Below are 23,162 nucleotides of genomic sequence, written 5' to 3' on the forward strand. Positions count from 1 at the left end.
TTGTTAAACGGAGATATATGCTGTCGGAGACTTCTCTGGAACAGATGAAATTCACAGACATTTTCATAGAATATTTGTACAACAGAGAAAGACTGATGGCAATCATTGGTATTTTTATTCCCAATAAAATATTTAGTGTTTGGAAACCTTTTTGCTTTTTGGGTTGTCTTATAAACACAATAAATTCAATTTAAATTTAATAAAACCATGAAGAAAAGTTTCCTATTATTATTTTTGATGTTTGCATTTCATTTTTTAAATGCACAAAATATTACATTTATTTCAGAAAAAACAAATAAGCCACTACCGAAAGTTTCAGTTTTTGCAAAAGACGGAAGCATTGTGGCATTTTCGGATATTGACGGTAAAATCGACAAACAATTGTTGAAGCCCGATCAGGAAAAATTCCAGCTGGTGTATGATAATATTTCAGTAGCAACGTTGTCTTATTCAGATTTTAATCAGGATGTTATTAAAATTGATGATCGTATAAAAGACATCGAAGCAGTTGTCATTAAAAATGAAAAACCTGCAAAATATGTTTTTGTAAAAGGAAACTTCAACACTTATGTCACACTTAACAACAAACTGAATTGCTACGCCGACGGGATTGTGACATATGTTTTCGACAACAAAACAAAAAAACTAAAAGGTACACAGATCGAACAATACCGGATCTTCAGACTTGAAAACGCAGAGATGGACAGGAAAAAGCTGTCTTCCTGGGATTATGGTATGTTTTTAAGAGTTCCTAAACTTAAAAATGTCGGAAATGTCGACGAATACAGAAAAGCTAAAAACACAGTTTTCAAAGAACTAAAAGGCACAAACAAAGATGAAATCGAAATTACCGGCGAAGCCCTTCAGGAAAAAGAATTTGCATTTTTCGGCTACCGTTTTTTTGATTCCAGATCGATTCTCAATATTGCCTACACTCAAAATTCCCAAAAGCAACTAAGAGACCTGGTAGAATACAATGAAATTGCTTTCTTAAAAATGAAACACAAAAGCGAGCCTGATTATAACTCCATTGCCTCCTATATCAACTTTTATCCTACAGAAGTGGACTTCGGTAATGAAAATGAGAAGGATAAGGAAAAACTTGATATCAAGACCAGCCATTACACCTCAAAATATTGGGAAGACCCTTCCTTCCCAAATATGCAATCAGTTTTCAGTTCATTCTTTAAAGACGATTTAAAAGAAAAACAAAATATAAAATAAAATCCTCTATTAATAAACGTTTTACTAAATTTGTGACAAACGGAAAAAAAATGAAAAAGTTGTCTTTTCTACTAATTTTCAGCTTGTTGCTTTTTACAGCTTGCAAGAAAGATCATGTAGATGCTACCAATACTAAAACGTTACAGTCGAGTATCAATGATATGGCGGCTAGTCTGCCAACCATTAAACAGATAAAATTTAATGAAGCACTCTATATTTTAAAAACTTTCGGGGTGGAAGCAGATGGTGATGTTGCAGAACTAAAAGCACTCGGACAGCTGATCAACGGAAAAAAGGTTCCTGAAATTATGGCAATGGCCGATGAAGTAGCACAGAAAAACGGCATAGAATGGGCCAGTACAGCACCGCCTTCTTTAGGTGAAATGAATATTTTTGGAGACGAAGAAGCAAAAGAAAGTGATTCGAACGACGTGAAAGCAAGCTCACTGACTATAAACACCACGCCTACTGGAGACGATGGAACAGGTGCCCCAACGGCCATACAGATTGTTCCGCGACTTGTTGACAATACAGGAAAACCTGTTGCATTTACAGGTGCAGGATTGGAAGCTACTCTCGAAGTTTTCAGTAATGGTGTAAAACTTTCTACCGCAAAAAAATTTGATGCAGGATAATAATTTTAGAGGGTTTAATTTAAAATTCTCTTCAATTCCGGCAGCCAAAGTAGTTGATAATAAAATCGACATCACTGTTTCTGTAAAAACAACAGCCAAAACATTTAAAATGACAAAAATTGGGCTGGATGTAAACCCATTATTATTGAAAGTACCTGCTGCTCCTGTCGTAGATTCTACAGCTGTAAATCAGGATCCCGCAGTGATCGACCCTAATAATCCAACAGCGACAGTTCCTTCTGCAGATCCAAATGCCGCACCGGCAACTCCAAAACAGCCGACCGCAGATCCTAAAACTGTGGTATCAGGATTTTTAAATAATGTAAGTTCTCAAAACCTGAAAGCAGCTTACGGCGCCGCCAGCAATCCTAACTGGGGAAGCTACGAGTCATTCGCCAATCCTACTTCAGGATTCGGCTCGGTGAAGAATGTTAGCGTTAAAAATATCGCCACCAATCTCTCAAACACCAATGTAGCAAGTGTAAATGCTACTTATGATGTAACGGATAAAAGCGGAAGAACAACTTCATTAAAAGTTACTTTTGGCTTGAAAAATGTAAATGGAGAATGGAAAATTTCCAGCTATAAAATCAATCCTTAAATGACAGATTCAAAAGAATTAATCACAAGACTGCAGGAAACAATAGAAAACATTCCTGATTTTCCGATTCCGGGAATTCAGTTTAAAGATATTTCGCCGATCTTTTTAGATCCGAAATTATATGAAGATGTGATTGCAGATCTCGTGGCATTCAGCAAAGGAAAGGTTGATGCTGTTTGCGGAATTGAAAGCCGGGGTTATCTTTTCGGAATTGCTATTGCGGTTGCATTGGAAGTTCCTTTTGTCCTAATTAGAAAATCAGGAAAGCTGCCACCGCCGGTCATCTCAGAAAAATACGATCTTGAATACGGAAGCGCAGTAATCGAAACCCGCGAAGGGCAGATAAAATCCGGGCAGAGAGTCCTCATCCACGACGACCTTCTTGCAACGGGAGGAACAACAGAAGCAGCGGCAAAATTGGTTGAAAAACAAGGAGCGACCGTTGCACAATTCAGTTTCCTGATCGGCCTAAAAGGATTAAACGGAGAAGAAAAACTCAAGAAATTCAATGCAGAAGTCTATCATATTTTAGAATATTAAACTTTAATAGATGCTGAGCCTGAAGCATTTTTTTTATAAATTCACGCTTAACAATTCACAATTCACTTTATTTGTTTAAATAAAATCAATAATACTCACAAAGTATTTTGTAAATCATTCAGAAACAATTAAATTTGCATTTCAATTTTTAACAATTTATGGCAAAACTTACAAAGAATGCTCAGCATGAGCAAGAAGGTAAAGAAACAGTGGAGTTTTTTAAAGACCTTGACAGAGAAGCTTTAAATACCGAAAGATTTATTGAAAGATATTCAAAACCTTTGGGTATTGTTTTCGGGGTGCTGGTTTTAGGCGTTCTGGGATTCTTCGCTTACAAACAGTTTGTTGTAGCTCCTAAAAATGCTGAAGCTGTAAAAAGTTTCCTTGCTGCTCAGAAGAACCTTACTGAAGGTAAAGATAAAGAAGCGTTAGGAGGGAAATCTGCTGCAAACCCCGGTTTTTTGGGAACTTATAATGAGTATTCCGCGACAAACATCGGTAAACTTTCTGCTTATAATGCCGGAATTTTAAAGTTTAAAGAAGGAAAATTCCAGGAAGCATACGATCTTCTTGACAAGTTTTCATCTGACAATAAAACTTTAATGGCCATGAAATATGGTGCTATGGCAGATGCACAGTCTGGGCTTAACAAAAATGACGATGCATTACAATTGTTAGATAAAGCAGCTTCTGCTTCTGAAGATCCTTACACAACGTATTATTTCACAAGAAAAGCAGGTATTTTGGCATTAGGCCTTAACAAAAAAAGCAGATGCTAAAAAATATTTTGCTACTATTGATGAAAAATACCAGGATTATGACAACGGAATGTCTGATTCTTATATTGAAATGACTAAATATTACTAAACAATGGCAACAGTTAATCTTTCTGATTACAAGCCACTTAATATAACCAATGCCGATGAATTTTCTATCGGCATTGTTTTTTCTGAGTGGAATGACTTTGTAACCTATAATCTTCGTGATGCAGCGCTGGAAATCCTTCAAAAAGAAGGAGTAAAATCTGAAAACATCAGTCTTTTTCCTGTTCCTGGGGCTTTTGAACTCAACTATGCAAGTATGCAGCTTTGCAAAGAACGAAAATATGATGCAGTAATTTCTATCGGGTGTGTAATTCGTGGTGAAACCCCTCACTTTGACTATGTTTGCTCGGCAGTCGCTCAGGGAATAAAAGATTGTAATATTTTAACAGATACTCCTACTATTTTCTGCGTGCTTACAGATGACACAAAGGAACAGTCAATGGCGAGAAGCGGCGGAGATCTTGGGAACAAAGGCGTTGAAGCAGCAGTTACAGCATTAAGAATGATCGATTTCAAAAAGAATTTATCCGTTAAAAAGGGTAATATCGGTTTTGGACATTCATAATTTAGATATAACAATTTTAGATATTTGAGGATCGACAAAACGGTCCTCTTTTTTATAAATATCGCAAAACAGCACTGCTATTGTTTTTCTTTACTATTAAATTTTAAATTTTATTTTAAATAATTATAAATTTCCTAAGTATTTTTAAATTTTAAGATTTTATAATAAATAAATAGTATCAATTGCTAAATTTGCAGGAATTAACATTTAGTTCATATGTTCCTTCAAAAAATAAAGCCCTTTCTCTATTTAGGCATTTTCTACCTGACTATATCATTGGTATTGAGAATGATATTTATTTTCCATCCTATTACCACGGCAGATTTCAGTTTTTTCGAAGTCGTTAAAATTTTACTGATGGGCGTAGTAAATGATTCTTTGGTTTTTGTATTAACCTGCCCTTTTCTGGCTTTGTATTTTCTTTTTTTGTCAGATTCAAAATACCAAAAGCCTTATGGGTACATTATCCTGGGGCTATTATTGCTTTTCTTTCTGTATATTCTTCTTATTCCGAATAATATTTTTAAACAATACGGAGGTTCTGTTGCAGAAATTGCTTTGACATTCATAGGAATCAAGATTCTTTTCTTTAGTTTAATGTTGTTTCTTCCGGAAAAACGTATCAAAATCAGGAATATCTTGTACTTTATTACTATTTTCCTGTATGTGATGCTTATTATATTTAATGCAGTAAGCGAATATTTTTTCTATAATGAGTTTGGGCTGAGATATAATTTCATAGCGGTAGATTATCTGATTTATACCAATGAGGTCATCGGGAATATCATGGAAAGTTATCCGGTCGTTCCCTTATTTCTGGGTATTTTCGCTGTTGCTGCAGTATTTACAGTTTATATTTATAGAAAAACGAAGACGGAACTTTTGGATCTTCCAAACCTGAAGCAAAAATTAATTTTGCTGATCTCTTTTTGTGTATTGGTAGGCATAAGTATTGTTGGCTTAAACTTCACGACAAAACTTAAATCTGAAAATGTTTTTGAGGAAGAAATTCAGGCCAACGGATTGCCTAAATTTTATTGGGCATTTACCCACAACGAGCTAGATTATTTTCAGTTTTATCCTGTAATGAATCAGCAACAGGCAGACAATACATTTCTGAGCCAATATTCTCCACCGGTTTTAAATAGAAATATTGAGTCCGGCAAACCCGAATTAAAGAAAAATGTTGTTCTAATTTCTATCGAAAGTCTGTCGGCAGATTTTATGGAACACTACGGAAATACGCAGAAGATCACCCCTTTTCTGGACAGCCTTGCTGATCGTTCTCTACTATTCACCAATCTTTATGCTACCGGAAACAGAACCGTTCGTGGGCTTGAGGCACTTACACTTTGTATTCCTCCAACCGCCGGTGAAAGCATTATTAAAAGGGAAAATAATAAGAATAAATTTACAACCGGAAGTGTCTTTAAATCCAAGGGGTATGACGTAAAATTCCTGTATGGCGGCTACAGTTACTTTGACAATATGAAGGATTTCTACGAAGGAAATGGCTACGGCATCGTTGACAGAAACAATTTCAAACCTGAGGAGATTACGTTTGCCAACGTCTGGGGTGTTGCGGATGAGGATATGGCGAAAAAAGCTATTCAGACGATGAATGCTGAAGCAAAATCCGGCAAACCGTTTTTCAATCACTGGATGACAGTTTCCAATCACAGACCGTTTACCTATCCAAATGGAAAAATAGATATTCCCGGAGATGCAAAATCCCGTGAAGGTGGCGTGAAGTACACCGATTATTCTTTAAGAAAATTCTTCGAAATGGCTAAAAAACAATCATGGTATGCCAACACAGTTTTTGTTATTATTGCCGATCATTGTGCTTCAAGTGCCGGAGATATGGAACTTCCGATGGATAAATACAGAATTCCTGCAATGATCTTTTCGGAAGAATTCATTGAGCCACAAAAATTCACGCAGACCATGTCACAGATTGATGTGATGCCTACTCTTTTTGGATTGCTTAATTTTAATTACCATTCTAAATTTTTAGGACAGGATGTTTTCACCAAAGAATTTCAGCCGAAAGCGTATGTTGCTACTTATCAGGATCTTGGATTTATTAAAGATAATTATTTAACCATCATTTCTCCATTAAAGAAAATCAAACAATATACTTTGCAACAGCAAAAAAATAATCTAAGCCCTGAATTCAATATTTATTATGATGAAAATTATCTGAAGCCCGATTCTCAGAATAAAAAGCTTATTGAACAAACCGTTGCGGCTTATCAGTCTACATCATACTGGCTGAAGAAAAATAAACTTAACCGCTAATTGCTAAAAATATTACTCCATCCATAGAAAATACATTTTAAATTTCTAAATTTATATATCACAAAATAATAAAACTATGAGATGGACTGACGACAGGGGCGGCAACGTAGAAGACAGGCGGGGACTAGGCGGGGGGAGCCGTTGTAGGAGGCGGACTGGGAACACTGATTATTGCTGCCATTATTTTTTTCCTTGGAGGAGATCCCTCTTCTATACTTTCTTCAGGAAGTGGATCATCTGCAAGGACTCAGCAGAGAGAGTTATCTCCCGAAGAAATGAAAATCGGAGAAATGGTAGATATGATGGGAAAATGGAATACCATTACCTGGGAAGAGGTTTTTAAAGAAAACGGAATGACCTACGATCCTCCCAAAATTGTACTTTTTGAAGACACAACCCAATCAGCATGTGGAACAGCACAAGCTGCTATGGGACCATTTTATTGTCCTGCAGATCAATCAGTTTATATGGACATGAGCTTTTTCAATGAACTTCAGAAAAGATTCGGGGCCAAGGTAACAGAATTTACTGTTGCATACGTTCTCGCTCACGAGGTAGGACACCATGTTCAAACTCTTTTAGGTACAACGCAAAAGGTAGATGAAATGAGAAGAAGCGGAAAATACAGCGAAACAGAAATGAACAAAGTTTCCGTAGCTACAGAATTGCAGGCGGATTTTTACGCCGGACTTTGGGCTAGAAGAACGGATGCTGAAAAACATATTTTAGAACCCGGAGATATTCAGTCTGCCATTGATGCGGCCGAAGCTGTAGGAGATGATAATATCCAGAGAAGATCTCAGGGATATGTAAATCAGGAAAGCTTTACGCACGGATCTTCCGCACAGCGTAAAGAATGGTTCATGAAAGGTTATAATACCGGAGATATCAGGCAGGGCGATACATTCGACCAGCTACTTAAATAATGACAAAATAAAAACCTGAAGATTATAATTCTTCAGGTTTTTATTTTATTGCAGTTCAATAGGATTGCTATTCTTTTTTGCTTCTTCCTTGATTCTGTCTTCCATCCTTTTTCTCATATCAGCAGGATTTGAGTTTCCGCCCATTCTCATTGGTGGTGTAGGGCCGCCGCCCTGAGACATAAAAGCCACAGGATCTTCCATAAATTTCTTCTGTTGTTTTACGTAGTCGGCTCTTTTTACCTTAATGGTATTTCCGAATTGATTCAATGTCGGGAAATCAGCAATTTTATAATTTTTCATCAGGTCAAAAGAATATTCTCCTTTGTCATCTTCAGCTTTTACGATAAGCCCGGGAAGTCCTCCGAACTTGTACGGACCATCCTGATAAGGTAAATCTGTGGTGAACCATGCCGTCCATCTCCTTCCTCCAAAATCAGTTTCGGCTTTCTGAACCTTATATTCGCCTATTTTTGTGGTTTCGGGCAATATTTTCCAGTTTAACGACCTGTCTTCCTCATAAGTATAAACATCCCGGCCGATTCTGTCTTTGAAAATAGTCTTCTGATTTTTTTTATCTTTCTCTACAGAATAATTAATAATTGATCTCAGGTTTTCCATCTGGTCTCTGTTAAATCCCCTTGCTCCTCCACTCTGCATGGCCGATTGGATTATAGAATCTCTTTTAATTCTGTTTTCAGAATAAAAAACCGACTTTTCGGGAGAAATATCCAGATATGCATTTTCTGTTTTGATATCATTTTTGTCGGATGCATCCGGTTTCATGGTTACCTGATACACAAATCGGTTGGTTTGTGCGAAAAAGGCCTGCATGAACAGCGTTAAAGCAATAATGCCTAGTTTTTTCATTGAGGTGAATTTATTATTTGGATTTTAAAACATTAGCAAAGTTAAAGCTATCAATAATAAAAATCGATAAAATAAAATCGCTAATTTTTATATACTAATTATTGTTCGTATTTTCGCATTATTAAATCATTCTAAATAAATACAATGATAAAGGTATCAGATTACGCAAAGGAAAAAGCTATTCAGCTGATGACAGAAGATGGCTTTAACCCAGCTGAAGATTATATAAGAGTGGGAGTAAAAAGCGGAGGATGTTCTGGTTTGGAGTATGTTTTGAAGTTTGACAACCAAAAAACAGACGCAGACCAAATCTTTGAAGACAATAATATCAAAATTGTTGTTGATAAAAAATCAATCCTCTATCTGGCAGGAACAACTCTTGAATATTCAGGAGGCTTAAATGGAAAAGGATTTGTTTTTAACAATCCGAATGCATCCAGAACATGTGGATGTGGGGAATCTTTCAGCTTGTAATTATTAAAAAATTAAAGGATTAAAAATTAAAAGATTAATAAATGGCTGTTGAATTCGAAAATTTTGAAGTTTATCAATTGGCTGTTAATCTTACAAAAAACATTTTCAATCTTTTAAATCAAGATAAATACAAGAAAGAATTTGAATTGAGTAACCAAATTAAAAGGGCGGTTTTATCAATTTCAAATAATATTGCAGAAGGAAGCGAGTATAACAATAACGCACAGTTTATTAGATTTTTAAAATATTCTAAAGGCAGCTGTGGAGAAGTAAGAAATATGTTACAGCTGTGCTCGATTCTATATGAAGAGGATACACAAGATTTAATTAATGATTGTAAGTTAGTTTCAAGGCAATTATCAAAATTTATTGATTATCTTTCTAAAACTGATGTTAGAAAACGAAACTAATTTTTTAATCATTTAATTTTTAATTATTTAATTAATGTCAAAATATACAGAGGACGATTTACGCGTCGACTTAGAAAATAAAAAATACGAATTCGGCTGGGAAACGCAAATCGATTATGAAGATTTCCCTACTGGTTTAAATGAAGATATCGTCCGCGCAATTTCCGCTAAAAAAGAGGAACCTGAGTGGATGACGGAATGGCGTTTGGAATCTTTCAGAATCTGGCTGAAAATGACAGAACCTGAATGGGCAAACATTAAGTATGAAAAACCTGATTTTCAAGCGATTAAATATTACGCCGCACCAAAAGCAAAACCTGAACTTGAAAGCCTGGATGAAGTTGATCCTGAATTATTGGCGACTTTCGCAAAATTAGGCATCAATATCGAGGAGCAGAAAAGACTTTCAGGGGTTGCCGTAGATATCGTGATAGATTCAGTTTCTGTAAAGACTACTTTTCAGGATACTTTGATGGAAAAAGGAATTATCTTCTGTTCCATTTCTGAAGCCATTAAAAATCACCCTGATTTAGTAAGAAAACATCTTGGTAAGGTGGTTCCGAGAGGAGATAATTTCTATGCAGCATTGAATTCCGCAGTATTCTCTGACGGAAGTTTCTGCTATATTCCAAAAGGTGTAAGATGTCCAATGGAATTATCAACCTATTTCCGTATCAATCAGGCAGGAACAGGTCAGTTTGAAAGAACATTGGTAATCGCCGATGAAGGAAGTTATGTTTCTTACCTAGAAGGATGTACTGCACCATCTAGAGACGAAAACCAGCTTCACGCCGCTGTTGTTGAATTGATCGCTTTGGATAATGCTGAAATTAAATATTCAACCGTTCAGAACTGGTATCCCGGAAACGAAGAGGGAAAAGGAGGAGTTTTCAATTTCGTAACGAAAAGAGGACTTTGCGAAAAGAATGCGAAAATTTCCTGGACTCAGGTGGAAACAGGTTCTGCAGTAACATGGAAATATCCTTCTTGTATCCTAAAAGGTGACAATTCAATCGGTGAGTTCTACTCTATTGCTGTGACCAACAATCACCAATATGCAGATACAGGAACAAAAATGATCCACATCGGAAAGAATACAAAATCAACAATTATTTCCAAAGGTATTTCTGCCGGGAAATCTCAGAATTCATACAGAGGTTTGGTAAAAGTAATGCCTTCTGCAAAAGGAGCAAGAAACTTTTCGCAGTGCGACTCTTTGTTGATGGGTAATGAATGTGGGGCACATACTTTCCCATACATCGAGATAAAAGATCCGACAGCTCAATTGGAACACGAAGCGACAACTTCAAAAATCGGGGAAGATCAGATTTTCTACTGCAACCAGAGAGGCATCGATACGGAAAGAGCAATCGCCTTGATCGTAAATGGTTTCAGTAAAGAAGTTTTAAATAAACTTCCAATGGAATTTGCCATTGAAGCCCAAAAATTACTGGAGATTTCTTTGGAGGGTTCTGTGGGATAAATTGACTTAGAAGGTCGAACATCTGTCATTCTGAACATAAACTGAAGGTTTACGAACGAAGTTCAGAAGCGGAGTGAAGGATCTCTAAATCATAAGGATTTTTAATTCGAAAGGAAAATAAAAAAACATTTAGAATCAACTTAAATTCTTAATGTTTAAATAAAAAATAAAAATAGTATTTCATTCGCCAGCGTTAATGCCTTTGTAATTGTAGTTTAGTGTTATAAAGGATATACTCAAAATCTAACCTTGCGATAAACTAAAATATATGTTAGAGATAAAAAACTTGCACGCCAAAATTGAAGACGGCGCAGAAATTTTAAAAGGAATCAATCTTGAAATAAAACCGGGGGGAAGTTCATGCGATCATGGGACCAAACGGAGCCGGTAAATCTACTCTTTCTTCTGTTATCGCAGGAAAAGAAGATTATGAAGTAACCGACGGGGAAATTATCTTCAGAGGAGAGGATATTATCGAAGATGCTCCTGAAGACAGAGCGCACAAAGGGATTTTCTTATCTTTCCAGTATCCGGTAGAAATTCCGGGAGTTTCTGTAACCAACTTCATCAAAGCAGCGATGAATGAAAACAGAAAAGCAAACGGATTGGATGAAATGCCAGCGAAAGAAATGTTGGCAATGATTCGTGAAAAATCTGAAAAGTTAGGCATCAAAAAAGATTTTCTTTCAAGATCATTAAACGAAGGATTTTCGGGAGGTGAAAAGAAAAGAAACGAGATTTTCCAGATGATGATGCTTGATCCGAAACTGGCTATTCTTGATGAAACAGATTCAGGATTAGACATTGATGCATTGAGAATTGTTGCTGACGGTGTAAATGCTTTCAAAAATGAAGGAAATGCAGTGCTTTTGATTACGCATTATCAAAGATTGCTTAATTATATTCAACCGGACTTCGTTCATGTTTTAGCAAACGGAAAAATCATCAAAACAGGTGACAAATCTCTTGCTTTGGAACTGGAAGAAAAAGGATATGACTGGCTTTTAAATTAATTAAAAGATTAAAAAAATTCAGAGATTTAGATTGATCTCTCAGTTTAACAATTTTAGCCAAACAAAAAAAGAAAAAATGGTGCAAACCACAGATATACCAGTAATGGCATTAAAAGAACAGATTACAGAAAACCATCATGAATTTTTAGAGAGCCTTCATCACAGGTTTCTGGATGAGGATAGAAAGGCGGCTCTTCAAAGGTTTGAGCATGCGGGCTTTCCGACTAAAAAAAGACGAAGAATATAAATATACCAGCCTAAAAGAGATCACTGAAAAAGCATATAACTTCTTCCCGAAGGAAAATCACAATATCACCAAGGAGCAGTTGGATGAATTGCATTTGGGTGAAGAAAACTTTGACTGGATTACTTTCGTCAATGGTAAACTTGACAAAGAATTATCAAAAGTTTCCATTGAAAACGTTGAGTTTCTTTCCTTCAATTATGCTTTAAATGATGAGAAACACAAAGATGTTTTCGAGAAATATTTTAATACGATTGCTTCAGATAAATCTGCTTTTACCAATCTGAATCAGGCTTACTGCAAGTATGGCTTTTTCTTGAAAGTTCCTAAAAACATTGTAATTGAAAGACCAATTCACGTTTTCTATATTTCTCAAAATCAGGAAGAAAATACTTTCTACAACACAAGAAATTTATTGATCGTAGAGGAAGGTGCCAAAGTGGAAATCATTGAAAGTCATCATAATTTTGACAGTACTTATGTATTGACCAATTCTGTGACAGAGATTTTCACGTATCCGAATGCAAAAGCAGACTGGCATAAATTGCAGAATGATAATGATACTTCTTATTTAATTGACAATACTTTTGCAAGACAGGAAAAAGACAGCTTAACAACTGTGAATACGTTCTCTTTCGGAGGTAAACTGGTAAGAAATAATCTTGATTTTATCCATAACGGATCGAATATCAATTCATTCATGAATGGAATCACGATTATCGGAAAAGATCAGCTTGTAGATCACCACACCGCTGTTCACCACAATCAACCAAACTGTGAAAGCTATCAGAACTACAAAGGTATTTTTGACGGAAAATCTCACGGCGTTTTTAACGGGAAAGTTTTTGTGGATAAAATTGCTCAGAAAACGAATGCTTATCAGCAAAACAACAATGTTTTATTGAGTGAAGGTGCAATCATCGATACAAAACCTCAGCTGGAGATTTTTGCAGATGATGTGAAATGTTCTCACGGCTGTACTGTTGGGCAGTTGAATGAAGATGCTTTGTTCTATCTGAGAGCAAGAGGTATCTCTAAAAAAAGAAGCTCAGGCGCTGTTATTATATGCTTTCGCAAATGATGCGATGCAGAATATCGATATTGAGCCTTTAAAAGAAAAAATTTCAAAGCTTTTAGCTGAGAAACTTGAAGTTGATATAGAGTTTTAACAATATATAATTGATAATAAAAAGCACTTCAAATTGAGGTGCTTTTGTTTTTTTGTTTTACCACGCTAAGAGACACAATGATTTTTTGAAATGATTTTGTTTATCTTTTTGTTCGCAAAGGCGTTTCACTCAGCAAATGACAACACTTTTTCACTGTTGAGAAGAGATGACTTATACTTGGAACACAAAACTCACAAAGTTTTTTTGATTACTACACGTTTAAGTTCACAAAGCCGTTACACTACATGGGTATGATTTTGTGAAAATATTCGCGGTAGCTGCTGTTTAAATTTCGGCTAAAGCCTTTCGTTTATTAAATAAAAAAAGTGGGCTAAAGCCCACTCCTATTGATATTTTGCACTATTATTCAAATTGATGATGATTATTTTTTAATCCACCACTGGCTGTCTTTTCTTCCGGAACGCTTCACGCCATTATCCAGAATATAGGCAAAACCAACGCCCAAAGTTTGTTTCAGCTGTGTTCTTTTGATCTGATTGTGATCATACATCAAATCGACGGTGATATTGGATGAAATAAATTTATTAACCTTTAAATTAAGTATCATCCCATAGGCAAGAACCAGTCTTTCAGGATGGTCCAGATAATTGGAGAAAACGGAAGCTGTATTGGTAACATTCACGTTTTCCATCAATTTAAATTTATAATAAGCCGTTCCCAGGAAACCGTACTGCAGCAAAGAATTATCTCCATCTGCTTTCAATCCGTACGTTCCTGCAACCTGAAGGTCTTTATCAAAAACAAAAGCCCATCTGGCATTCGAAGGGCGCAATGTTACATTAACATTATCGTTGGGTCTGTACGTGATCCCCATACCGACATTCAGATAGCCGGGAGCCATAAAGTTGGAAATTTTCTTGGCTTCGGGATTATTACCGTCTTCGTACCCTACCGTAAACTGAGATATTATCCCGGCTCCCGCGGAAAGATACCAGCTTTTAGAAACCTTTCTTCCGTAGTTTGTGGAAACATTGATGACATCCTGGGTTTTTCTTACGCCAAGCCCTTTGGTATCATTCTGTCCATAATTCAGGAGAATAATATTCTCCCAGAGATCGTTGTCTTTTTCATAGGTAATGTTGTAATCTACACCTGCCAGCCAGCCGACATTATTGCCACCTCCTCCTACCCAGTTGGAGAATGCCGCCTGATTGATCATTAAAGTCTGCTTGCCCAAAACCGACCAGTGTTTTACTGTATCAATTTTTACAGAAGCTGTATCAAGAATGATCTGGGCACTGCTGAAAATTCCCAAAGAAAGGGAAAGAATTAATAAAAACTTCTTCATGAGTTCAGGATTTCATTTTACAAAAATTCTACACAAAAATATTAAATATAAATTGGATGAGACAAATTACATCTGCAAATCCACGCTTTGTTGATTTTATATCCTTTCCATCTGTTTTTACTTAAATTTTAATGACAGACAAAATAAACCTGAATAAATGCCAATGAAATCATTACTTTTTGGCTGAAATAAAACAAATAACTAATCAATTCATCGACAAATTTTCCGAAATTTATCATTGGCTTTTCATTTGACATAAACATTTCATGCTAAAAAACAACGTAATTTCCAAAAAAAGCGATCATCAGTCCCCTGCTCATGCTTACCGCCATGTGGCTGGGATATTTCCTTCAATTTCTTGGCTTTTTTGAAAGTTGTTTTGGAGCCATTATTCCCCTTCTTCCGGAAGGTTTGGTTGGGATTATCACGTCTCCCCTCTTACATGGAAATATCGACCATATTGTAGGGAATTCCATTCCTATTGCTATTCTCATGTTTCTTCTGTATCAGTTTTATCCATTGGTGGCCAACAGAGTTTTTGTTTTGGGATGGCTGGCTACAGGTTTGCTCGTATGGCTTCTTCCGCCTATTGATTTTATGACGGGGGAATACCTTTATACATGCACAATCGGGGCCAGCGGTGTCGTATATGTACTTGCATTCTTTCTTTTCTTCAGTGGTATTTTCAAATGGAATATGAAACTGCTCACCATATCTTTACTCGTCGTATTATACTATGGCAGTCTTGTCTGGGGAATGCTGCCGGAAGAATTATTTTACAATCTTCAGGAACCGAGTAAAATTGCATGGCAGGCGCATCTTGCAGGAGCTGTAGTGGGCATTATTCTGGCTTTACTATTTAAAAAGGTGGGAGATAAAAAGAAAAGATTTATCTGGGAATTTCCCAATTATTACAGCGAAAAAAGACGATAAACTCTGGCAGGAATACAAAGAAAATCATCCTGAAGATTTCATGGAACTTCCTTACAAAAAGAGAGATGACATCTGGGAACACCTGGATGAACTGAGAAAAAAAAGGTTTAAGTTTGAACAATATTTAAATTAACGTTAAAATTTTCTACATTTGTCAAAACAACACAAATGTATTCTGAAGAACATCTTTATTCCATTGCCCTACGCGAATGCAACTTAATCGGCGACATCAACTTCTACAAGCTTGTACGAATTTTCGGAAGTGCAAAAAATGCCTGGCAAAATACCAGAAAAGAATATAAAAAGATTGACGGGCTGGGCTACAAAATTGTTTCAGATATCGGAAATCCCGAACACCTTAAATTTGCTGAAAATGAGCTTTCATTCTGTGAAAAGAATAATATCCAGATCAATTTGAGACATCTTGGAGAGCTTCCCCAGCTGTTAAATGAATGCTATGATGCTCCGGTCATATTGTATCAGAAGGGAAACTTTGATGATACAAAACAAAAAATAAGCATTGTAGGAACGAGAAATATGACTTCTTATGGCAGCCAGTTTCTTCATTCTTTTTTTGAAGAAACACAATCCTGCAATTTCATTTCAGTCAGCGGCCTTGCATTAGGTATCGATAAAGAAGTTCACGAACAATCTCTACAGAACAATATTTCCACGGCGGCTGTATTAGCACACGGCTTTCATACCATGTATCCTTCAAAAAACCGCAAACTTTCTGAAAAGATTATAGAAGAAGGCGGGGCATTATTCACAGAATTTAATTCTTCACGAAAACCTGACCGGGAAAATTTCATTCAACGAAACCGGATCGTAGCCGGTATTTCTCCTGCGACAATTGTTGTTGAAACAGCTTTCGGAGGCGGATCGATAAGTACGGCAACTTTTGCCAATCAGTATAATCGTGAAGTATTTGCGCTTCCCGGAAAAATTACCGAAAAGCAAAGTCAGGGCTGCAATCATCTCATATTTCAGAATAAGGCGGCAGCAATTTCTACGGTGAAAGATCTCATTGATAATTTGGGAATTAAAAAGCCTAAAGAAAAAATAGAAGAATTGTTTTCCCACAGTGAAATTAATATTCAATTCACTGAATCACAACAATTAATATTCAATATTATTTCAGGTAATCCGAAGATTTCTCTGGATGATATCATAGAAAGAACAGAGCTTTCGTCCCACAAAATTTTACCCATAATTCTGGAATTGGAACTTTTGGGGAGAGTAAAATCACTTTCAGGGAGACAATTTTTAGCAATGTGAGATTTAACCTTTTCTTAATATTGCATTATTTTAAACATAACATTTAATTTTTAATAATATTAAAGCGTAAATTATCAATTTAATAATATTAAGTATTTATATTATTAAACTTTCAACAATCATTCATTAAGGTGTTGTGAATCTTGAAAAAAAAATTAAATTTGTTGGCAATAATATTCAACCCTAATATATGGAACAATATAATATTGACCAGAAAATCCAAGAGTTTATAGCAAAAATTGAGGCCAAGAACCCTAATGAGCCAGAATTTTTACAAGCCGTAAAAGAAGTTGCTGTTACAGTAATTCCGTTTATTATGACCAAAAAGGAATATACGGGAATGAAACTTCTTGAAAGAATGGCGGAAGCTGAAAGAATCATCATCTTCAGAGTTCCGTGGGTTGACGATAAGGGAGAAATCCAGGTAAACAGAGGGTTCAGAATTCAGATGAACTCTGCTATCGGGCCATATAAAGGAGGAATCCGTTTCCATCCTACGGTAAATCTTTCGGTTCTTAAATTCTTAGCATTCGAGCAGGTATTTAAAAACTCTCTTACTACGCTTCCGATGGGTGGTGGAAAAGGAGGTTCAGACTTTGATCCGCAAGGAAAATCTGATATGGAAGTAATGCGTTTCTGCCAGGCATTCATGACAGAACTGTGCAAACATATAGGGCCGGAAACCGATGTTCCTGCGGGAGATATCGGTGTTGGTGCCAGAGAGATCGGGTATTTATTCGGGCAGTACAAAAAGATCAGAAATGAATTTACAGGAGTACTTACCGGTAAAGGTCTTGCCTACGGTGGTTCACTGATCCGTCCTGAAGCTACAGGATACGGTGTGGTTTACTTTGCTGAACAGATGCTTAAAACAATCGGGCAAACTTTCAAAGATAAAATCGTAACGGTTTCAGGTTTCGGAAACGTAGCCTGGGGGGTTATCAAAAAAGTATCTGAACTTGGTGGTAAAGTAGTTACCATCTCCGGACCTGACGGTTATGTTTATGATAAAGACGGTATCGACGGTGAAAAAATCGATTATCTTTTAGAATTAAGATCTTCAGGAAACAACAGAGCTGAAGACTATGCTAAAAAATACCCTTCTGCACAATTTTTTGCAGGAAAACGTCCTTGGGAAATAAAATGTGATGTAGCCATCCCTTCTGCAACCCAGAATGAGCTTGATCTTGATGATGCTAAACAATTGGTTGAAAACGGATGCGTTTGTGTAACGGAAGCAGCTAATATGCCTTCAACGTTAGACGCCATTAATTATTTCCTTGATAATAAAGTGCTATTCTCTCCGGGGAAAGCTTCCAATGCTGGTGGAGTTGCGACTTCAGGTCTTGAAATGACACAAAACTCTATCCGCCTAAACTGGACCTCAGAAGAGGTAGACGCAAGACTAAAAGAAATCATGATCGGAATTCATAAAGCATGCAGAGACTACGGTAAAGAGGAAGACGGCTATGTAAACTACGTAAAAGGCGCTAATATCGCCGGTTTCGTGAAAGTTGCAGAAGCAATGCTTGCTCAGGGAGTCGTATAAAATATAAAGGTTGGGAAAATTTCCCGACCTTTTTTCATACAACCTGTTCCCGGGATTATAAATGGGATAAAAGTAAAAAGTGAAAGGAGAAAGCGTTGATTTATTCAGCGCTTTTTTGTTTTTAAAGCTTAAAACTCTCACACCTAAGCCTTCACACGTCGTCCCGCACACCTTGTCATCCTATGTTTGCAAAATATTAGATTTAACAAACAAGAAGGAAAAGAGAGTAAAGAATAAGGTTATCAATTGTCATTAGTCTCACAGACCGTTCGGAATGTTAATCCCTTTACTCTTTTACTACCAAACCTGAACAGATCATTAGGCAACAAGCCTGTATTTAGGATAGATAGGTAATAGTAGTATTCTCTTTTCCTGTAAAATTATAGGTATGGGTAAAATTATAGGAATTGACATTAGTAAGCAAGTTTTTGATGTAAGCTTTTTGGAAGGGAATCTTTGGAAGCATAAGGTCTTAAGCAATAAATTATTAGGTTTTGAAAAACTGATAACTTTCATTGAAAAAGAAGATATAGTAGTGATGGAAGCTTCAGGTACTTATTATCTTCCTTTAGCAGAATATCTTTATTCACAGGGGATTAATGTAGTGGTAGAAAATCCTCTTTCCATCAAACGTTATGCTCAATCAAGACTCAAACGAGCCAAAACGGATAAAGCAGATTCGAAGGTTATTGCTGAATATGGGAAAAAGAATTTGGATGAGTTGAGTTTGTGGAATCCTGAGAGTAAAACGTGCATCAGAATTCGTCAAATGCATACAAGAATCCAAATGATTCAGAAACAAACCAGTCAGACTTATAATCAGTTGGAAGCTTTCAGAAGCAGTGGTTTTCTGGATGAAAAGTTAGAAATAGAAATGAACAATTCCATAGAACAACTTCGACTAGGAAAAGAAATATTGGAATCGGAGATAGAAAGGCTGGCCTTGGAAGAATTTGAACAAACCATTGAATGTCTTACCAGTATTCCCGGAATCGGAATAAAAACAGCTATTATGCTCATTGTGATTACAGATAATTTTAAAAAGTTCGAACATCATAAGCAACTCATTGCTTTTGTAGGATTCAGTCCTCGGATTTATGAAAGCGGAAGCCGTGTGAGAGGACGCTCAAGTATTTGTAAGATGGGTAAATCTCAGATCAGAAAGCTATTGTATCTATGCAGCTGGTCAGCCAAACGCTGGAATAAAAAATGTAAAGAAATGTATGAAAGACTTATCAAAAACGGAAAAGCAGAAAGAGTGGCAAAGATAGCTCTTGCCAATAAACTCTTAAAACAAGCATTTGCTATCGGAAAGAATAAAGAAAAATATAGAGAAGATTTTTGTTAAATAATTTGCTTTTTAACACAGATCATTCTGAACACAGCGAAGCGAAGTGAAGAATCTCTGATAATAAGCTGTTATAGTTATTAACGCAACGTTCGCAAGAGGTAATTTGCTGTATGCTTATTTTTCCGTTCGCAAAGGCGTTTCACTCAGCAAATTATAGCAACACAAGATATCCCTGAAGATAACCCTGTCTCTTTTAAACTCGCAAACATTACCACACTCCTTGTCATTCTGAACACAGAGAAGCGCAGTGAAGAATCTCTGATAATAAGTTGCTATCCTCATTAACGCTATGCTCGCAAGAGGTAATTTGCTATATGCTTATTTTTCCCACTAACACTCAGCAAATGATTGCGAATCTTAAAAGTCTTTGTGACTTCGGCTCCGCTCAGCCACCAAGATACCCTCTACAACTCTCCGACTCTAAAAATATCAATCCTTAAACTCAGTATCAATGGTGGCTGAGGCTCTCGAAGCCACCAGTCCTTCCAGTGTACGCAACCCTTCGAGAGCCTCAGGGTCCGCCAGCTGACAACCTTTTGCCGTTCCGTAGAAACTCCTATACCCAGATACTCTAAAACGCTCTCACCCTAAAACCCTCTGACACTCAAACTCCCAATCTCCGACTCCATGGTGGCTGAGCGGAGTCGAAGCCACAAAAAAACTCCGGCCGGGAGTTCTACTACCCAGCCGGAGCCGTTGGTGAAATAAATGTTAAATTTTATCCGGAATGCCTCCCGCCTGTGGCACCATCCCACACGTACCTGTGGGACTAACCGGTCCGAGGCTGTGGGACTCACCCACTCGTGCCTGTGGGATCGGCCGATCTGGAAAAGCTGCACAATGATGGCTATTCTACCGTCAGCAATTTATCCAGAGAAGCCGTTCTGGTTTGCTTTAGCAGGCTGCCTTCAGTGTATTGGGTCAACACTTCCAGGGTGTAGCTTCCGGCAGGTAATGCGGGAATGACCACAATAAGCTCCGAAGGATTGTTGACGACAATATCAAACGCTTCCACCTGGGTTCTGGACTGGGTAGCCGTATTAACGAAATACACGCCCCGCGTAGGATCATCACCCATGATTTTAATCTTGCTGCCCACGATCTTCAGGTTTTTACCCGGAGTAAGGATATCGTTGACTGAACCGCTCTTCACATCCGTTACCTGGAGGATCACGGAAGAAGCTTCTGCCAGACCTAGGATATCGACTTCAATATTGGGAATTTCTGCCCTCAGCTTTTCTCCCTGGTTGAACTGGAAAATAATACTGTGCTTATCCTTATTAAACTTCTCCGAAGGACTGTCGAACACCCCACGAATAGTGGTGCTTGCCGTAAAGTAACCGGTATTGATGGAATACCCGTCGCAAAGCTGGTAGGCCATTTCTTTTAGAAACAATTCTGTGGCATGCTCCATGGAAGCCGCAGAGATATCGGCACCTCCTCGGCTTACCGCTGACTGGCAGATTCTTTTGACATTGAGGCTTCGCTCGCTGATGGTTCTTGCCGTGAAATCATTGGGATTGTCTTTCGTTAAAGTGTTATCGTATAAATAGGCTTTTATTTTGTGTAATATATTGGACATTCTTTATTATTTTTTAATTGTTGAGGTATAGAATTGTGGTTATTAAACCCTCACAGGTTTTGGAAACCTTTGAGGGTTGGGGTTCAGTAATTTTATTATTACATTATGTATTGAAAAAGTTCTGTACAAAGCATTTTATTCGTTAAATTCTACAATCACCTGATCAAATGATACAATTGGCCCAGTGGGTGCAGCAGTAGAAGTTATTGATCCAGTTGAATCATTCCATTTTCTATTGCTATAACTTGCTGTTGCCCAGATATGACAGCTTCCTTCAACGCCCGATTGGTTATTGGGTTCACCGCTGCTAAACCAGTTTTCTGGAGTTGAAGTAGGAGATGTAGTCCAATCAATAGCCCAATCCTCACCTGTTATCCAGACAAATTGGGTAGGATTACCAGGAAATGCAACTTTATTATACCCTATCCAGATATTGCTGTTCAAATTATATCCTGTTGTGTTTGCAAGTATATTTGTATTAACCCAAGCTCTTTCAGCATTGGATGTCATTGTTACTATATAGCCACCTATGTTTTTTGCCAGTGAAAAGGTATTATAGAAGTTCATGCCTGTAGATAACTGATAAGCACAATATACATGACCATTACCTATGTTTTTTTTACACCCTACTTCTGTGACTGTTGCTCCAGAAAATGTTGAAGGTACTGTGCGGGAAGCTGATTTTACAGGATCATAACCAAGTATAGAAGAACTGAAACCAGTACTAGTATCTGAGGTAGAAGAGTTATTAAATGTCCTCCATTCCGTTCCATTCCAAAAAATAAACCCCTTATATGTAAGAGCACTGCTGCCAGTATTGTAAACCATCAATCCTGTAGCAGGTGAAGGTATTGTCGTTTGGTCTGTAGAGCCTGTTAGTGTCACTCTGGGAATAAGCATTCCTTTGTTGGTAGAAGCAACTTCTAAAGCAGCACTGGCATCCGGGCTGCTTGTTCCTATTCCAATTTGACCATTGTCCTTAGCGACAAAATCCGATCCGACTGTTCTTGCTGTACCATCTGCTTTCGTTCCTAATTTTACCAGACCGTTAGTTGTGTCATTGATCCACGCATCGTTGGTGGTGTCACCCGATGCTGCGCCGTTCATTTTCTGCCATGCACTGCCATCGAAGTAATAGTAACCTTCTATAGTGACATTAACGGTTTTGGTATCCGTGGGACTAGCTGCCGATTTGGCATAAACAATCACTCCTTTTTGGGCTGTTCCGTACGCTACTGTCTTGAGCGAATTGCCATCCAATTGCGGAATAAGAAGTCCTTCCGGCTTGCTGCCGTCAGTGGTTTTAGGAGTAATGTCTAGAGTGGCTTTGGGAGAAGTATTATTAATCCCCACTTGCGCAAATGCTGTCATACTGATAAGCAGAACAGCGGTTGTAAATAAATGTTTCATTGTTTTGTATTTATGTTTGTTGTTTGTATTTTTTGATGACTTTGTTATTTGAACACGAAGTGCGCTAAGATTTTTTTATATGATGTGTTTTTAAGTTTCACAAAGGCGTTTCACTTATAGGAGCTCGCAGAGTTTTTAGAGTTGAAGGGGTTTTAGAGTTTGAGTGTGGGAGAGTCCTGGTGGCTGAGGTGACTCGAAGCCACTATTTCCCCTCTCAAACCATCCCATATTCCACCCCAACCCTAAAACCCTCCGACTCAATAATAGCTTCGACAGGCTCGTCACTTCGAGTAGATTTTGAAAAAATCGTATCGAGAAGCTTGTGAGTTTGAGGATAAATGTCATTCTCGATATATTTTTTCTTCACCTTGTTACGAAAAAACACGCGAATTGACGAAACACGAATGGCACTAATGGTTGAACACTAATTTCACAAATATTATGTGGAATTCTTTGCTGAGATCCCTACGGGAT

At 37.2% G+C, this 23,162-nt stretch carries 14 protein-coding genes and 6 pseudogenes; 16 read left to right on the forward strand and 4 right to left on the reverse strand.

Going from position 1 to position 23,162, the window contains the following annotated elements; genetic code table 11:
• Positions 1-207 precede the first annotated feature (207 nt).
• The 7 genes and pseudogenes from AAHI02_RS12425 (at position 208) to AAHI02_RS12455 (ending at position 7,616) form a co-directional block, all read left to right on the forward strand.
• Positions 208-1,224: a hypothetical protein gene (locus AAHI02_RS12425; RefSeq protein ID WP_346983512.1), complete on the forward strand. Its 1,017-nt coding sequence runs from the start codon at positions 208-210 to the stop codon at positions 1,222-1,224.
• A gap of 50 nt (positions 1,225-1,274) precedes the next feature.
• Positions 1,275-2,460 (forward strand): annotated as a pseudogene (locus AAHI02_RS12430) (hypothetical protein).
• Positions 2,461-3,000 (forward strand): adenine phosphoribosyltransferase, encoded by a 540-nt coding sequence (locus AAHI02_RS12435; RefSeq protein ID WP_346983513.1) that lies wholly within the window; start codon positions 2,461-2,463, stop codon positions 2,998-3,000.
• A gap of 158 nt (positions 3,001-3,158) precedes the next feature.
• A pseudogene (locus AAHI02_RS12440) lies at positions 3,159-3,867 on the forward strand (tetratricopeptide repeat protein).
• A 3-nt stretch (positions 3,868-3,870) separates the two neighbouring features.
• The gene (gene ribH / locus AAHI02_RS12445) at positions 3,871-4,389 is read left to right on the forward strand and encodes a 6,7-dimethyl-8-ribityllumazine synthase (RefSeq protein WP_346983514.1); all 519 of its coding nucleotides are present in this window, start codon (positions 3,871-3,873) and stop codon (positions 4,387-4,389) included.
• 216 nt (positions 4,390-4,605) lie between these two features.
• Positions 4,606-6,690, forward strand: coding sequence for an LTA synthase family protein (locus AAHI02_RS12450; RefSeq protein WP_346983515.1), 2,085 nt, complete (start codon positions 4,606-4,608; stop codon positions 6,688-6,690).
• 76 nt (positions 6,691-6,766) lie between these two features.
• Positions 6,767-7,616, forward strand: a pseudogene (locus AAHI02_RS12455) (neutral zinc metallopeptidase).
• A gap of 45 nt (positions 7,617-7,661) precedes the next feature.
• Here the strand turns inward: AAHI02_RS12455 and AAHI02_RS12460 are convergent.
• Positions 7,662-8,483 carry a GLPGLI family protein gene (locus tag AAHI02_RS12460; RefSeq protein WP_346983516.1) on the reverse strand — a complete coding sequence of 274 codons (822 nt, stop codon included), beginning with the start codon at positions 8,481-8,483 and terminating at the stop codon, positions 7,662-7,664.
• A gap of 144 nt (positions 8,484-8,627) precedes the next feature.
• On the opposite strand from AAHI02_RS12460, the gene AAHI02_RS12465 reads away from it, so the two are divergent.
• The 5 genes and pseudogenes from AAHI02_RS12465 to sufD all read left to right on the forward strand — a co-directional run bounded on the left by AAHI02_RS12465 (position 8,628) and on the right by sufD (position 13,276).
• Positions 8,628-8,957, forward strand: coding sequence for an iron-sulfur cluster assembly accessory protein (locus AAHI02_RS12465; RefSeq protein WP_346983517.1), 330 nt, complete (start codon positions 8,628-8,630; stop codon positions 8,955-8,957).
• Between the two features lie 41 nt (positions 8,958-8,998).
• Positions 8,999-9,367 carry a four helix bundle protein gene (locus AAHI02_RS12470; RefSeq protein WP_346983518.1) on the forward strand — a complete coding sequence of 123 codons (369 nt, stop codon included), beginning with the start codon at positions 8,999-9,001 and terminating at the stop codon, positions 9,365-9,367.
• 34 nt (positions 9,368-9,401) lie between these two features.
• Positions 9,402-10,850: a Fe-S cluster assembly protein SufB gene (sufB, locus tag AAHI02_RS12475; protein ID WP_346983519.1), complete on the forward strand. Its 1,449-nt coding sequence runs from the start codon at positions 9,402-9,404 to the stop codon at positions 10,848-10,850.
• Between the two features lie 268 nt (positions 10,851-11,118).
• A pseudogene (gene sufC, locus AAHI02_RS12480) lies at positions 11,119-11,863 on the forward strand (Fe-S cluster assembly ATPase SufC).
• 103 nt (positions 11,864-11,966) lie between these two features.
• A pseudogene (gene sufD, locus AAHI02_RS12485) lies at positions 11,967-13,276 on the forward strand (Fe-S cluster assembly protein SufD).
• Positions 13,277-13,658: 382 nt separating this feature from the next.
• Here sufD and AAHI02_RS12490 read toward each other — a convergent pair.
• Positions 13,659-14,585, reverse strand: coding sequence for a DUF3078 domain-containing protein (locus AAHI02_RS12490; protein WP_346983520.1), 927 nt, complete (start codon positions 14,583-14,585; stop codon positions 13,659-13,661).
• A 318-nt stretch (positions 14,586-14,903) separates the two neighbouring features.
• Here AAHI02_RS12490 and AAHI02_RS12495 point away from each other — a divergent pair.
• The 4 genes and pseudogenes from AAHI02_RS12495 to AAHI02_RS12510 all read left to right on the forward strand — a co-directional run bounded on the left by AAHI02_RS12495 (position 14,904) and on the right by AAHI02_RS12510 (position 19,693).
• A pseudogene (locus AAHI02_RS12495) lies at positions 14,904-15,651 on the forward strand (rhomboid family intramembrane serine protease).
• Positions 15,652-15,686: 35 nt separating this feature from the next.
• Entirely contained in the window at positions 15,687-16,796 is a 1,110-nt protein-coding gene (gene dprA / locus AAHI02_RS12500) for a DNA-processing protein DprA (RefSeq protein ID WP_346983521.1), read from the forward strand.
• A 190-nt stretch (positions 16,797-16,986) separates the two neighbouring features.
• Positions 16,987-18,345 (forward strand): NADP-specific glutamate dehydrogenase, encoded by a 1,359-nt coding sequence (gene gdhA, locus AAHI02_RS12505; RefSeq protein ID WP_346983522.1) that lies wholly within the window; start codon positions 16,987-16,989, stop codon positions 18,343-18,345.
• Positions 18,346-18,733: 388 nt separating this feature from the next.
• The gene (locus AAHI02_RS12510) at positions 18,734-19,693 is read left to right on the forward strand and encodes an IS110 family transposase (RefSeq protein ID WP_346983523.1); all 960 of its coding nucleotides are present in this window, start codon (positions 18,734-18,736) and stop codon (positions 19,691-19,693) included.
• An 850-nt stretch (positions 19,694-20,543) separates the two neighbouring features.
• On the opposite strand, the gene AAHI02_RS12515 is transcribed toward AAHI02_RS12510, so the two are convergent.
• Positions 20,544-21,278: a DNA-binding domain-containing protein gene (locus AAHI02_RS12515; protein ID WP_346983524.1), complete on the reverse strand. Its 735-nt coding sequence runs from the start codon at positions 21,276-21,278 to the stop codon at positions 20,544-20,546.
• Between the two features lie 135 nt (positions 21,279-21,413).
• Positions 21,414-22,688 (reverse strand): hypothetical protein, encoded by a 1,275-nt coding sequence (locus tag AAHI02_RS12520; protein WP_346983525.1) that lies wholly within the window; start codon positions 22,686-22,688, stop codon positions 21,414-21,416.
• Between the last annotated feature and the right edge of the window lie 474 nt (positions 22,689-23,162).

The organism is Chryseobacterium sp. POE27 (genome assembly GCF_039727685.1).
In the GTDB taxonomy this organism is placed as follows: Bacteria; Bacteroidota; Bacteroidia; order Flavobacteriales; family Weeksellaceae; genus Chryseobacterium.